Annotated in this window: 13 protein-coding genes; all 13 read left to right on the forward strand. The window is 67.1% G+C overall.

Annotated elements, in window-relative coordinates:
- Positions 1-146 precede the first annotated feature (146 nt).
- Positions 147-542, forward strand: a complete 396-nt coding sequence (gene flgB / locus AC1DCJ_RS20085; RefSeq protein WP_038688427.1) for a flagellar basal body rod protein FlgB — start codon at positions 147-149, stop codon at positions 540-542.
- A gap of 3 nt (positions 543-545) precedes the next feature.
- Positions 546-953, forward strand: coding sequence for a flagellar basal body rod protein FlgC (flgC, locus tag AC1DCJ_RS20090; RefSeq protein ID WP_038688429.1), 408 nt, complete (start codon positions 546-548; stop codon positions 951-953).
- Positions 954-979: 26 nt separating this feature from the next.
- Entirely contained in the window at positions 980-1,663 is a 684-nt protein-coding gene (locus tag AC1DCJ_RS20095) for a flagellar hook assembly protein FlgD (RefSeq protein ID WP_038688431.1), read from the forward strand.
- Positions 1,664-1,695: 32 nt separating this feature from the next.
- Positions 1,696-2,919: a flagellar hook protein FlgE gene (flgE, locus tag AC1DCJ_RS20100; RefSeq protein WP_038688432.1), complete on the forward strand. Its 1,224-nt coding sequence runs from the start codon at positions 1,696-1,698 to the stop codon at positions 2,917-2,919.
- 32 nt (positions 2,920-2,951) lie between these two features.
- Entirely contained in the window at positions 2,952-3,704 is a 753-nt protein-coding gene (locus AC1DCJ_RS20105) for a flagellar basal body rod protein FlgF (RefSeq protein WP_137189434.1), read from the forward strand.
- A gap of 106 nt (positions 3,705-3,810) precedes the next feature.
- Positions 3,811-4,596 (forward strand): flagellar basal-body rod protein FlgG, encoded by a 786-nt coding sequence (gene flgG, locus AC1DCJ_RS20110; RefSeq protein WP_038688435.1) that lies wholly within the window; start codon positions 3,811-3,813, stop codon positions 4,594-4,596.
- 23 nt (positions 4,597-4,619) lie between these two features.
- Positions 4,620-5,312: a flagellar basal body L-ring protein FlgH gene (flgH, locus tag AC1DCJ_RS20115; RefSeq protein ID WP_478071779.1), complete on the forward strand. Its 693-nt coding sequence runs from the start codon at positions 4,620-4,622 to the stop codon at positions 5,310-5,312.
- Positions 5,313-5,319: 7 nt separating this feature from the next.
- Complete coding sequence (locus tag AC1DCJ_RS20120) at positions 5,320-6,471, forward strand: flagellar basal body P-ring protein FlgI (RefSeq protein ID WP_478071780.1); 1,152 nt, start codon at positions 5,320-5,322, stop codon at positions 6,469-6,471.
- Position 6,472: 1 nt separating this feature from the next.
- Entirely contained in the window at positions 6,473-7,696 is a 1,224-nt protein-coding gene (locus AC1DCJ_RS20125; RefSeq protein ID WP_478071781.1) for a glucosaminidase domain-containing protein, read from the forward strand.
- Between the two features lie 8 nt (positions 7,697-7,704).
- On the forward strand, positions 7,705-9,585 hold the full coding sequence (gene flgK / locus AC1DCJ_RS20130; protein ID WP_320490760.1) for a flagellar hook-associated protein FlgK: 1,881 nt from the start codon (positions 7,705-7,707) through the stop codon (positions 9,583-9,585).
- Positions 9,582-10,784: a flagellar hook-associated protein FlgL gene (gene flgL, locus AC1DCJ_RS20135; RefSeq protein WP_038688443.1), complete on the forward strand. Its 1,203-nt coding sequence runs from the start codon at positions 9,582-9,584 to the stop codon at positions 10,782-10,784. The genes flgK and flgL overlap by 4 nt, the downstream gene beginning before the upstream one ends.
- An 843-nt stretch (positions 10,785-11,627) precedes the next feature.
- A complete protein-coding gene (locus AC1DCJ_RS20140; protein ID WP_478071782.1) occupies positions 11,628-12,794 on the forward strand; it encodes a flagellin in 1,167 nt (388 codons plus the stop codon).
- A 72-nt stretch (positions 12,795-12,866) separates the two neighbouring features.
- The coding region (locus AC1DCJ_RS20145; protein ID WP_478071783.1) for a flagellin N-terminal helical domain-containing protein at positions 12,867-13,312 on the forward strand (446 nt) is incomplete at its 3' end.

Consider the following 13,312-nt stretch of genomic DNA (forward strand, 5'->3'; position numbering starts at 1 on the left):
GCGCCATGGATGGCGCCCACGAGCCCCCAGGGATGGGTTCACGGCGTGTCCCGGCGGGCTCTGCCGACCCGCGCCACTCGCAGAAACAACGCGCCGACTGGCACAGCCCTTGCACCACTCCCCCCATCGTCCCGTGGGAGCGCGCCATGCCCAATCTGATTTCCGACTATCTGGGGGTCCATGCCCAGGCCATGCCGTTGCGCGAGCAGCGGATGAAGCTGATCGCCAGCAACCTGAGCAATGCCGACACCCCCGGGTACAAGGCCCAGGACCTCGACTTCGATGCCGCCCTGCGCAATGCCCAGGGCCTGGACAGCAACGGCCTCATGAAAACCACCAACGAACAGCACTACGCCATCGGCGGCGGCCTCAACCCCTTCCAGATTGCCAAGGAAGGCGTCCAGCCCAGCATCGACGGCAACACCGTCGACCCCGATGCCGAACGGGCCGCCTATGGCCGCGCCGCGCTGGAATACCGCGCCTCGCTCAGCTTCGTCGAATCCAAGGTGCGCTCCATGCTCACCGCCATCACAGGCCAATAAGCCATGAGCAACCTCCCCATTTTCGACATCGCCGGCTCGGCCCTCCAGGCCCAGTCCGTGCGCATGAGCACCATCGCCTCCAACCTCTCCAACGCCGACACCGTGACCGGCTCGGCCGAGACCGTCTACAAGCCGCTCGAACCCATCTTCCAGTCGGTCACCAGCCGCACCGACCCCAACATCACCACCGTCCAGGTCAAGGAAATCAGCCAGAGCGACGCCGCGCCCATCAAGCGCTACGAGCCGGGCCACCCCCTCGCCGATGGCGACGGCTACATCTACCAGCCCGACGTCGATCCGGTCGCGCAGATGGTCAACCTCATCTCCACCTCGCGCAATTACCAGGCGGGCGTGGAAATGCTGACCACCGCCAAGGAACTGGCGCTGGCCACCTTGACCATGGGTCGCTGACCCTTCATTCCACAGGACATACCGTCATGAGCAGCACCAGCGGCGTCGGCCAGGGCAGCGATATCTATTCCGCGCTCGGCCTCAACGCACCCAACAGCGACACCAGCAAGAAGAAAAGCACCCTGGACCAGGCCGACTTCCTGCGCCTGATGACCGAGCAGCTGCAGCACCAGGACCCGCTCAAGCCGATGGACAACACCCAGATGGTGGCGCAGATGGCGCAGCTGTCGCAGGTGCAGGGCATCACCGACCTCAACACCACCGTGAAGGGCTTCCAGGACCAGATGTCCGGCGACCAGATCCTGCGCGGTGCCGCCCTGGTCGGCCACGACGTGCTGATTCCCTCCACCAAGTGGTCGCTGGAAACCGAAGGGGCCACCAACGGCATGGTCGCCGCGCCCGGCGCCGGCTTCGTCAACGTGGACATCACCGATGCCAACGGGGTCAAGGTCAACACGCTCAGCGTGGAAGCCAAGGCCGCCGGCGAAGTCACCTTCGAATGGGACGGCAAGGACGCCAACGGCAACCGCATGCCGGCCGGCAGCTACACCCTCGCCGCCACCTTCACCGACAGCGCCGGCGCCAAGACCAAGGCCAACACCTACGTCGAAGCCCCGGTGGAAAGCGTCACCGTCGGCTCCGATGGGCTGTACCTCAACCTCAAGGGCCTGGGCACGGCCCCGATCGACTACGTGCTCCGCATCAGCTGAGCCGCCCCACCCCGCATACCAGGAGCAATCCCATGGGCTTCAATGTCTCGTTGTCCGGCATCAACGCTGCCAATGCCGATCTGAACGTCACCGCGAACAACATCGCCAACGTCAACACCACCGGCTTCAAGCAGTCGCGCGCCGAATTCGCCGACCTGTTCTCGGCCACCAGCTACGGCCTGTCCAAGAATGCCATCGGCCAGGGCGTGCGCCTGACCAACGTGGCCCAGCAGTTCTCGCAGGGCAACAACGAACAGACCGGGCGCAGCCTGGACATGGCCATTTCCGGTGAGGGCTTCTTCACCATGTCCATGAACGGCGCCCGCGTGTACTCGCGCGCCGGCAACTTCCAGACCGACCAGGCCGGGTATGTGACCAACCCGCAGGGCGCGCGCCTGCAGGTGTTCGCCCCGAACGCCGACGGCACCAGCTTCGATGCCGGCCGCCTGGTCGACCTGCAGCTGCTCACCACCGACAGCCCGCCCAAGCAGACCAGCAAGGTCAACGTCAGCTTCACACTGCCGGCCGACGCCAAGGTGCCGACGGTCAACCCGTTCAGCCCGACCGACTCCAACAGCTACAGCCAGTCCACCGGCGGCATCACCGTGTACGACTCGCTGGGCGTCAGCCACACCCAGACCTCGTACTTCGTCAAGACCGCCAACCCGAACGAATGGCAGGTCTACAACTATGTGGACGGCCAGGCTGCGGGCGCCCCCACCGCGCTGACCTTCAACAACGCCGGCGCCTTGACGTCCCCGGCCAACGGCCAGATCACCCTGACCCCGTTCACCCCGAGCACCGGTGCCGGCCAGCTGGCGCTGACCCTGGATATCTCCGGCTCCACCCAGTACGGCGAAAAGTTCGCGCTGCGCAACACCCAGCAGGACGGCTACGCGGCCGGCAAGCTCAACGAGATCACCGTGTCCGAAGACGGCGTGGTCTACGCGCGCTATTCCAACGGCGATGACAAGGCACTGGGCCAGGTGGCACTGACCACCTTCAACAACACCCAGGGCCTGGAAGCCAAGGGAAACAACCTGTGGGTGGAAACCTTCAGCTCGGGCACCCCGCGCACCGGTTCGCCGGACAGCTCCAACCTGGGCAAGGTCCAGGCCGGTTCGCTGGAAGCCTCCACGGTCGACCTGACCGAGCAGCTGGTCAACATGATCACGGCCCAGCGCAACTTCCAGGCCAATTCGCAGATGGTTTCGACCATGGACCAGATCACCCAGACCATCATCAACATCCGTTGATGAGCCACTGACCGCATCACGGGAACAAGACGATGGACAAGGCGCTCTACGTAGCGATGACCGGTGCACGTGCGTCGCTGCAGGCACAGGGCACGCTCTCGCACAACCTGGCCAACACCGATACCCCTGGCTTCAAGGAAGCCCTCGCCAACACCGAGGCCTTCCCGATCAAGGGCACCGGCTACGCCTCGCGCGTGGACGCCCTGCACGTCGACGCCGGCTTCAACCGGCGCATGGGCGCGCAGCAGATCACCGGCAACCCGCTGGACCTGTCGCTGCAGTCGGGCAACTGGCTGGCGGTGCAGGCCCCGGCCGGGGGCGGTGAAGCCTACACCCGGGGTGCGGCGCTCTCGATCACGCCCAATGGCCAGCTGGTGACCGCCGGCGGCCATCCGGTGCTGGACGAGAACGGCGCGCCGATCGCCATTCCGCCGCACCAGGCGATGGACATCGGCAACGACGGCACGATCTCGATCATCCCGCTCGGCGAAGGCCCGCAGACCATGGCCAACATCGGCCGGATCCGCGTGGTCGCCGCCGCCGACGAACGGCTGGAGCGTGGCCTGGACGGGCTGATGCGCAACACCGACCCGCAGCAGCCGTTCGTGCAGGCCCAGGGCAAGTCGCTGGAAAGCGGCCAGCTGGAAGGCAGCAACGTCGATGCCGCCGGCGCGCTGGTGCAGATGATCCAGCTGCAGCGCCAGTACGAAATGCAGGTGAAGGTGATCAAGCACGGCGACGACAACGCCCGCAGCGCCAACAGCCTGCTGCGCCTGGGTGGCTGATCGCACCCGGTGACGGCTTTCCGGCGCGGTTCTGGCACGCGCCATGCATTCGCTCCTGTAACGGCCGCCCCATGCGGCCACCCGCAACAGACAAAGGAACATCGCCATGAACCAGGCATTGTGGATCGCCAAGACCGGACTGGATGCGCAGCAGACGCGCATGTCGGTGGTTTCCAACAACCTCGCCAACACCAACACCACCGGTTTCAAGCAGGACCGTGCCAGTTTCGAAGACCTGCTGTACCAGCAGGTGCGTCAGCCCGGTGGCGCGTCCTCGGCGCAGACCCAGCTGCCCACCGGCCTGCAGCTCGGCACCGGCGTGCGCGTGGTGGCCACCTCGAAGAACTTCGAGCAGGGCAGCCAGCAGCAGACCGGTCGCGCACTGGACGTGATGGTCAACGGCCGCGGCTTCTTCGAAGTGCAGATGCCCGACGGTTCCTCGGCCTACACCCGTGACGGCTCGTTCCAGCGCAACCAGCAGGGCGAACTGGTCACCAACAGCGGTTACCCGGTGCAGCCGGGCATCCAGATTCCCGAAGGGGCGCAGTCGCTCACGATCGGCACCGACGGCACCATCAGCGTGAAGATGGCCGACGACGCCGCCTCGGTGGAGATCGGCGCGCTGACCCTGACCGACTTCGTCAACCCGGCCGGTCTGCAGGCACGCGGTGAAAACCTGTTCCTGGAAACCACCGCCTCGGGCCCCGCACAGAACGGCAACCCCGGCCTGAACGGCCTGGGCGGCGTGGTGCAGGGCGCGCTGGAAGGCAGCAACGTGAACGTGGTCGAAGAGCTGGTGTCGATGATCGAAACCCAGCGCGCCTACGAAATGAACGCCAAGGCGATCTCCACCACCGACGCGATGCTCGGTTACCTCAACCAGAACGTCTGATCGGCCGAACCGGAAGAACTGCCATGCTGCCCCTGCGCCCTACCCTTCGCCTGTTGCTTGCCAGCTCCGTGGTCGCCCTGCTCGGCGGCTGCGTCATCGCCGGCGATGTCCGGCCCTACCCGGCGATGGCGCCGATCACCCCGATCGTGGCGCCCAGCGCGCAGGCCACCGCCGGCGCGATCTACGCCGCCGGCCCCGGCCTGCAGCTGTACTCGGACCGCCGCGCGCGTGATGTCGGCGACCTGCTGACCATCACCCTGACCGAAAGCACCACCGCGCAGACCACCGCCAACACCACCACGGCCAAGGAATCGGAGCTGAGCATCGGCACCCCGACCCTGTTCGGCGCACCGGTGACGCTGGGTGGCAAGGACATCCTGGCCGCCAGCGCAGCCGGGTCGCGCGACTTCGCCGGCAAGGGCACCAGCGCGCAGAGCAACCGCCTGCAGGGCAGCGTGACCGTCACGGTGGTACAGCGCCTGCCCAACGGCAACCTGGTGGTCCAGGGCGCCAAGAACCTGCGCTTGAACCAGGGCGACGAGCTGGTGCAGGTACAGGGCATCGTGCGCGCCGCGGACATCTTCCCCGACAACACCATTCCGTCCAGCCGCGTTGCCGATGCCCGCATCGTCTACGGCGGCCGCGGCCCGGTTGCCCAGTCCAATGCAATGGGCTGGCTGAGCCGCTTCTTCAACTCGGCGTTGACGCCGTTCTGAGCCTGACATGACCTTTTCCTTCTCCCTGTTCGGGCAGCGACGCATCGCGTCGCGCTACGTGGTGCGTGCCACGGTGGCGCTGCTCGCCGTGTTCGCGGTGGCGGCCCCGGCCGCTGCCGAACGCATCAAGGACCTGGCCCAAGTGGGCGGCGTACGTACCAATGCGCTGGTGGGCTATGGCCTGGTGGTCGGCCTGGACGGCAGCGGCGACCGCACCAGCCAGGCACCCTTCACCGTGCAGAGCCTGAAAAACCTGCTGGGCGAGCTGGGCGTCAACGTGCCGGCCAACGTCAACCCGCAGTTGAAGAACGTGGCGGCCGTGGCCATCCATGCCGAGCTGCCGCCGTTCGCCAAGCCGGGCCAGCCGATCGACATCACCGTGTCGTCGATCGGCAACGCGGTGTCGCTGCGCGGCGGCTCGCTGCTGATGGCGCCGCTGCGCGGTGCCGACGGCCAGGTCTATGCGATCGCCCAGGGCAACCTGGTGGTCGGCGGCTTCGGTGCACAGGGCAAGGACGGGTCGCGGGTGTCGGTGAACGTGCCCAGCGTTGGCCGCATTCCCAACGGTGCCACCGTCGAGCGCGCCCTGCCGGACGTGTTCAACGGCGGCGGCGACATCACCCTGAACCTGCACAAGAATGACTTCACCACGGTGTCGCGCATGGTCGCCGCGCTCAACAACGCCTTTGGCGATGGCGCTGCGCGCGCGATCGACGGCGTGACGGTGTCGGTGCAGTCGCCCAGCGACCCGGGCGCGCGCATCGGCCTGCTGGCCCGCATCGAGAACCTGGAACTCACCCCCGGCAGTGCGCCGGCCAAGGTGGTGGTCAACGCACGGACCGGCACGGTGGTGATCGGCTCGCAGGTTCGGGTGGGCGCGGCGGCCATTTCGCATGGTTCGCTGACCGTGACCATCAACGAGAACACCAACGTCAGCCAGCCCAACGCGTTCGGCAATGGCCAGACCGTGGCCACGCCGCAGTCCACCATCACCGCCACCAACGATGGCAGCCGCATGTTCAAGTTCACCGGCGGCACCACGCTGGACGAGATCGTGCACGCGGTCAACGCGGTAGGCGCGGCCCCCGGCGACCTGATCGCCATCCTGGAAGCCCTCAAGCAGGCCGGCGCGCTGAGCGCCGAACTCGAGGTGATCTGACATGCGCATCAATCCCGCACTGGAACTCAATCCGACCCAGGCCAACAGCCCGGCGAAGGTCGACAAGGTGGCGCGCCAGCTGGAAGGCCAGTTCGCGCAGATGCTGGTCAAGAGCATGCGCGATGCCAGCTTCGGCGATTCGCTGTTTCCCGCCGAAAACACCATGTTCCGCGAGATGTACGACAAGAAGATCGCCGAGGCGATGACCCGCGGCCGCGGCCTGGGGCTGTCGGCGATGATCACCCGCCAGCTCGGCGGCGCCGAGGCCGACGCGGCCAAGCCGACCGACACCGCGCTGAACCCGGCGGCCGCGCTGCGTGCCTACCGGCTCAATGCGCCTGCCGCCACGCCGATGGCGCTGCCGACCGGCACCGCCCCGGCCAGCGCGCCGAGCGAAGTGGACCTGCTGCAGCAGCTGCGTGGCGCCGATCCGTCGGCGGTACTGCAGCCGATGGAGCGCGCCCTGGACCTGATCGCCGGCCGCGAAAGCAGCCAGATGCACGAGGCGATCGGGCGCAGCGATCCGTATGCCACGCCGCCGGGCGTGAGCGAGCCCACCCAGGAAAACTGGGCGGCGCTGGCCAACGACCGCTGGAGCGGGGTCAACGACACCGCGCGCGGGCCGGGCGCAGTCGATACCTTGGCGGCCAACACCGCCGCCGCGAAGCTTGGGCCGCACACGCCGGAAGGCTTCGTGGCCAGCATCTGGGGCCACGCGCAGCAGGCCGCGCGCGAACTGGGTGTGGACGCCAAGGCGTTGGTCGCCCAGGCCGCACTGGAAACCGGTTGGGGTCGCAAACTGGTGCAGCGCAACGGCGGCGGCAGCTCGCACAACCTGTTCGGAATCAAAGCCACCGGCTGGAGCGGCGAACGCGCCAGCAGCGGCACGCATGAATATGTGGACGGCGTGCGCCGCAACGAGACCGCCAGCTTCCGCGCCTATACCTCGGTGGGCGACAGCTTTGCCGACTACGTGAAACTGCTCAAGAACAGCCCGCGTTACCAGAACGCGCTGCAGGCCGGCGGCGACGTCCGCGGCTTTGCCCAGGGCCTGCAGAAGGCCGGCTACGCCACCGATCCCAGCTACGCGGCCAAGATCGCCGCGATTGCCGGCGGCCCGACCATCGAGCGCGCCATCGCCGCCGTGGGCGACGCCAGCCAGCAGCTGGGCCGCACCTTTGCCAGCACCGCCAGCCCGACCGGGCTGGGTGTCATCCGTCGTTGAGGTAACCCATGTCCAGCGTACTTTCCACCGGCACCAGCGCCCTGCTCGCCTTCCAGCGGGCGTTGGCGACCACCAGCCATAACGTCGCCAACATCAATACGCCCGGCTACAGCCGGCAGAAGGTCGACTTCGCCACCGCCAACCCGCAGAACTTCGGTTATGGCGACGTGGGCAATGGCACGCGCATCAGCGACATCCGCCGCGTGGCCGACCAGCTGGCGATCTCGCGGCTGCTCGATGGCAGCGGCGAACTGGCGCGGCTGAAGCAGCTGTCCAGCATGGCCGACCGCGTCGATGCGATGTTCTCCGATACCGCCACCAACGTGTCCGGGGTCTGGTCCAGTTTCTTCGACACCGTCAGCGGCCTGTCCTCCAACGCCTCCGGCACTGCCGACCGCCAGAACATGCTGGACGGGGGCAAGACCCTGGCCAGCCGCTTCCAGCAGCTCAACGGCCAGCTCAATACGCTCAACGGCGAGGTCAACAACGGCCTGATCGCCGGCGCCAGCGAGATCAACCGGCTGGCCAAGGAAATCGCGCAGCTCAATGGCGCCATCGGCGGCAACGCGGCCAATGCCGCGCCGGACCTGCTGGACCGTCGCGACCAGCTGATCGCCAATCTGGTCGGCTACACCGGCGGCAACGCGGTGATGCAGGACGGCGGCATCATGAACGTCTACACGGCCGGCGGCCAGGCGCTGGTGGTGGGCACCACCGCGTCCAAGGTCACCACCGTATCCGACCCGTACATGCCCGAGCGCCTGCAGCTGGCGCTGGAAAGTGCCGGCCAGAAGATCACCCTGGAATCGAAGACGCTCGGCGGCCAGATCGGCGGCCTGCTGGAATTCCGCGACACCGTGCTGACCCCCACCCAGGCCGAACTGGGCAAGCTGGCGATCGGCATGGCCAGCAGCTTCAACGACGTGCACCGCCAGGGCGCGGACCTGTACGGCAACCTGGGCGGCGACTTCTTCAACATCGGCGCGCCGCGCATCACCGGCCATGCCGGCAATGCCGGTACCGCCAGCATGACCGCCAGCTTCGGCGACCTGTCCAAGCTGGACGGGCAGAACGTGGTGCTGAAGTTCGACGGTACCCAGTGGCAGGCCAGCCGTGCCGACACCGGCGTGGCGATCGCCATGACCGGTACCGGCACCGCCACCGACCCGCTGGTGCTCAATGGCGTGGAGCTGGTGATGACCGGCACCCCGGCGCTGAACGACCGCATGCTGCTGCAGCCCACCGCCGGCGTGGCCGGCACGATGTCGGTGGCCATCACCGACACCTCGCGCATTGCCGCGGCCGCCCCGATCAAGGGCACCGCCGCCCTGTCCAACAGCGGCACCGGCAAACTGACCGGGGTCAAGGTGACCGACCACGGCAACGCCGCACTGCGCAACCCGGCCGCGATCGTGTTCACCAGCGGCACCCAGTACACGCTGGATGGCGCCGGCCCGTTCACCTACACGGCTGGCCAGACCATCAGTGCCAACGGCTGGAGCTTCGTGCTCGACGGCGCGCCCAAGACCGGCGACACCTTCAGCATCGGGCCGACCCCGGCCGGCTCGTCGGACAACAGCAACGCGCTGCTGCTGGCGAAGGTGGAACAGGCCAAGGCGTTCAACGACGGCACCGTTACCTTGAGCGGCGCCCTCGGCGGGCTGACCACGCAGGTGGGGGCGGCCGCACGCTCGGCCGACTACTCGCTGCAGGCCCAGCAGGTGATCACCGACCAGGCGCAGTCCGCGCGCGATTCGATTTCCGGGGTCAACCTCGATGAGGAGGCCGCCGACATGCTGCGGCTGCAACAGGCCTACCAGGCCGCCTCGCAGCTGATCTCCACCGCCGACACCATGTTCCAGACCATTCTCGGAGCCGTAGGCCGATGAACAACCGTATTTCCACCGGCATGATGTTCAGCCAGTCGGTCTCGTTGATGATGGCCAAGCAGGCCAAGATGAGCCACCTGGAACAGCAGATCGCCACCGGCCGCCGCCTGGTGACCGCCAAGGACGACCCGGTCGCCTCCGGCGCCGCCGTGGGCCTGGACCGCACGCTGGCCTCGCTGGACCGCATGCAGCTCAACGCCGGCAACGTGCAGAACCGGCTGGGCCTGCAGGAAAACGCACTGGCCCAGGTCGGTGACATGATGGGTCGCATCACCGAACTGACCATCTACGCCAATAATCCGGCGTTGGCCTCCTCCGACAAGCAGTCGATGGTCACCGAGATCGAGGCAATCCGCAGCAACCTGCTGGCGCTGGCCAACAGCACCGACGGCACCGGCCGCTACCTGTTCGGCGGCACCGCCGACGGCAGCCCGCCCTTCAGCCAGGTTGACGGCAAGGTGGTCTACAACGGCGACCAGAACCAGCGCCAGGTGGAAGTGGGCCCGGACACCTACGTGCTCGACGCCCTGCCCGGCAGCGAGATCTTCCTGCGCATCGGCACCGGCGACGGCCACGTGGATGGTGCGGCGGCCACCGGCAACACCGGCACCGGCGTGCTCACCAACGTCACCCGCGACGGCAGCAACAGCTGGGACGGCAAGGCCTTCAGCGTGCGCTTCACCGCCGCCGACCAGTACGAACTGCTCGACGACACCGGCACGGTGGTGTCCACCGGCACCATGAAGGCCGGCGACGACCTGATCCTCAATGGCGTGCGCCTGCACGTGGATGGCAAGCCGGCCGCCGGCGACACCTTCAACGTAAGCCCCGCCACCAGCCGCGACATCTTCAGCACCCTGGACAGCCTGATCGGCTCGCTGAAAATGGACACCGGCAGCGCCAGCCAGTCCGCCGCCCAGCAGAACCTGCTGCAAAGCGGCCTGCGCGACGTCGCCCGCGCCTCCGAACGCATGATCGACTCCCGCGCCGCCGGCGGTGCCCAGCTCAAGGCGCTGGACAATGCCGCGGACATGCGCGAATCCAACACCGTCACCCTCAAGGGCACGCTGTCGCAGATGCGCGACCTGGACTACGCCGACGCCATCAGCCAGTACCAGCTGGAAAGCACCGCCCTGCAGGCCGCGCAGACCCTGTTCTCGCAGATGCAGCAGATGTCGTTGTTCAACACGCTGCGCTGACAGCGCGTTACGAAATGCCATGAAGACCTGAAGGCCGCGATGCGAACAGCATCGCGGCCTTTTTTGTTGGGCGTCGTCAAATGCGCCCGCGGCGCAGCGAACGCCTGGCGGCATTCCGCGTGAATGAGCGCGCGCGAGCCTTCTTCGATGCCCAGCAGGCGTTCGTCGCGCCGATGCAGGGTATCGGCAGTCGTTTGGGAACCGACCCTACCGGCGTCATGCCGCGTCGGAACGTGTGGTTTGCGGGCGCCTTGACCGCGCAGAAGCCGCAGACGGTGTCCTGCTCTACCGCCCTGCTCTACCGCCCTTTCCTTGCGTGCCGACCTAATCAGGAAGGGCCGGCCCGGGTGGGTTGGCGGGACCGTTGGGCGCCATGGATGGCGCCCACGAGCCCCCAAGGGTGAAGGCGCATTGCTCGCGAGGCACTGCCTCGCATGCGACTGAACGCACAGCCGCCAGCGGCTGGGCTGGACCGCGGAGCGGGGTTTACGGCGTGTCCCGCCGGCCCACCCGGGCCGGGCCTCTCCAAGATGTAGCCGATGCGGCGCTTTGCTGTGGATGCAAGCCGGGCAGAGCCCGGCTCTACGGCGCGAGCCCGGCCGCGCCTGGCGTTGCGCGTGAAAACCCCTTCAATTTCCGCCTCCCGCGCCGTTAACCCTTCTATCGGGGAGCACAGCCAAGGCCCCGGACGGCAGCACCGGCAACCCCAGCGAGATTTCCGCCTAAAGGTTGTTGACAAAGCGCCGTTATTGATTTGGCAACAGCGAAGCACACAGCCAAACAAAAAAAAACGGCGGCGCTTCGTTCCATTCACCACCGGGATTCCAATAAGGGAGACGACCCATGGCACAGGTAATCAACACCAATACGATGTCGCTCAACGCTCAGCGCAACCTGAGCACCAGCGGCAGCTCGCTCGCTACCACCATCCAGCGCCTCTCGTCCGGTCTGCGCATCAACAGCGCGAAAGACGACGCCGCCGGCCTGGCCATCAGCGAGCGCTTCGGCACCCAGATCCGCGGCACCGACGTCGCCATCCGCAATGCCAACGACGGCATCTCGCTGGCCCAGGTCGCCGAAGGCTCCCTGAGCGAAATCGGCAACAACCTCCAGCGCGTCCGCGAACTGGCCGTCCAGGCCTCCAACGCCACCAACTCCGCCAGCGACCGCAAGGCCCTCCAGGCCGAAGTCACCCAGCTCGTCAGCGAAATCGACCGCGTTGCCAAGCAGTCCGACTTCAACGGCACCAAGCTCCTCGACGGCAGCTTCACCAGCCAGCTGTTCCAGGTTGGCGCCAACGCCGGCCAGGCCATTGCCATCAACAACGTCGTCGACGCCAAGGCCAGCTCGCTGGGCAACGCCAAGTTCGCCGCCCCCGTGGACAGCACCGCCGACGTCGCCACCATCACCGACCTCGCCGGCGTCACCATCAACGGCGCCGCCATCGGCACCATCACCGGCAAGACCACCGCCGAGTTTGCCGCCTCCGCCGCGGCCCAGATCAACAGCAAGATCGGCGAAGCCGGTGTCTATGCCGAAGTGGTCACCACCGCCGGCACCCCCGACACCCACCGCCTCAAGCTGACCTCGGTCCAGGCCGACCGCGACCTGGTCATCGACGGCGCCGCCCAGCTCGGCCTGGCCGACTCCACCGCCGCCGCGCCCAGCTCGGTTGCCGCCACCGCCACCTCCAGCTTCGTGCAGAACCTGGACGTCTCGTCCTACGTCGGCGCACAGAAGGCCCTGGAAATTGTCGACAAGGCCCTGGAATCGGTCAACAGCGTCCGCGCCGACCTCGGCGCCATCCAGAACCGCTTCACTTCCGTCGTCGCAAACCTGCAGACCTCCTCGGAAAACCTGTCCGCCTCGCGCAGCCGCATCCGCGATACCGACTTCGCCAAGGAAACCGCAGAGCTGACCCGCACCCAGATCCTGCAGCAGGCCGGTACGGCCATGCTGGCCCAGGCCAACCAGGTGCCGCAGAACGTGCTCAGCCTGTTGCAGCGCTGACATGAGCCGCTCCTGAAGCACGTCATGAGCGTCTAACCCAAATCACGTGCAACCGCTCAAGGACCTCTTCCCATGGCACAAGTCATCAATACCAACACGATGTCGTTGAATGCTCAGCGTAACCTGAGCACCAGCGGCAGCTCCCTGGCCACCACCATCCAGCGCCTGTCGTCGGGTTCGCGCATCAACAGCGCCAAGGACGACGCGGCTGGCCTGGCGATCTCCGAGCGCTTCGGCACCCAGATCCGCGGCACCGACGTGGCCATCCGCAATGCCAACGACGGCATCTCGCTGGCCCAGGTTGCAGAAGGCTCGCTGACCGAAATCGGCAACAACCTGCAGCGCGTCCGTGAACTGGCCGTGCAGGCGTCCAACGCCACCAACTCCGCCAGCGACCGCAAGGCGCTGCAGGCCGAAGTGACCCAGCTGGTCAGCGAAATCGACCGCGTGGCCAAGCAGTCCGACTTCAACGGCACCAAGCTGCTGGACGGTTCGTTCTCCAGCCAGCTGTTCCAGGT

The sequence above is a fragment of the Stenotrophomonas sp. 10N36 genome, from assembly GCF_056395005.1.

Bases quoted from the DNA above. Each gene is read 5' to 3' on its own strand.
- flgB (WP_038688427.1), top strand. From the start codon at position 147: ATGCCCAATCTGATTTCCGACTATCTGGGGGTCCATGCCCAGGCCATG.
- flgC (WP_038688429.1), top strand. From the start codon at position 546: ATGAGCAACCTCCCCATTTTCGACATCGCCGGCTCGGCCCTCCAGGCC.
- AC1DCJ_RS20095 (WP_038688431.1), top strand. From the start codon at position 980: ATGAGCAGCACCAGCGGCGTCGGCCAGGGCAGCGATATCTATTCCGCG.
- flgE (WP_038688432.1), top strand. From the start codon at position 1,696: ATGGGCTTCAATGTCTCGTTGTCCGGCATCAACGCTGCCAATGCCGAT.
- AC1DCJ_RS20105 (WP_137189434.1), top strand. From the start codon at position 2,952: ATGGACAAGGCGCTCTACGTAGCGATGACCGGTGCACGTGCGTCGCTG.
- flgG (WP_038688435.1), top strand. From the start codon at position 3,811: ATGAACCAGGCATTGTGGATCGCCAAGACCGGACTGGATGCGCAGCAG.
- flgH (WP_478071779.1), top strand. From the start codon at position 4,620: ATGCTGCCCCTGCGCCCTACCCTTCGCCTGTTGCTTGCCAGCTCCGTG.
- AC1DCJ_RS20120 (WP_478071780.1), top strand. From the start codon at position 5,320: ATGACCTTTTCCTTCTCCCTGTTCGGGCAGCGACGCATCGCGTCGCGC.
- AC1DCJ_RS20125 (WP_478071781.1), top strand. From the start codon at position 6,473: ATGCGCATCAATCCCGCACTGGAACTCAATCCGACCCAGGCCAACAGC.
- flgK (WP_320490760.1), top strand. From the start codon at position 7,705: ATGTCCAGCGTACTTTCCACCGGCACCAGCGCCCTGCTCGCCTTCCAG.
- flgL (WP_038688443.1), top strand. From the start codon at position 9,582: ATGAACAACCGTATTTCCACCGGCATGATGTTCAGCCAGTCGGTCTCG.
- AC1DCJ_RS20140 (WP_478071782.1), top strand. From the start codon at position 11,628: ATGGCACAGGTAATCAACACCAATACGATGTCGCTCAACGCTCAGCGC.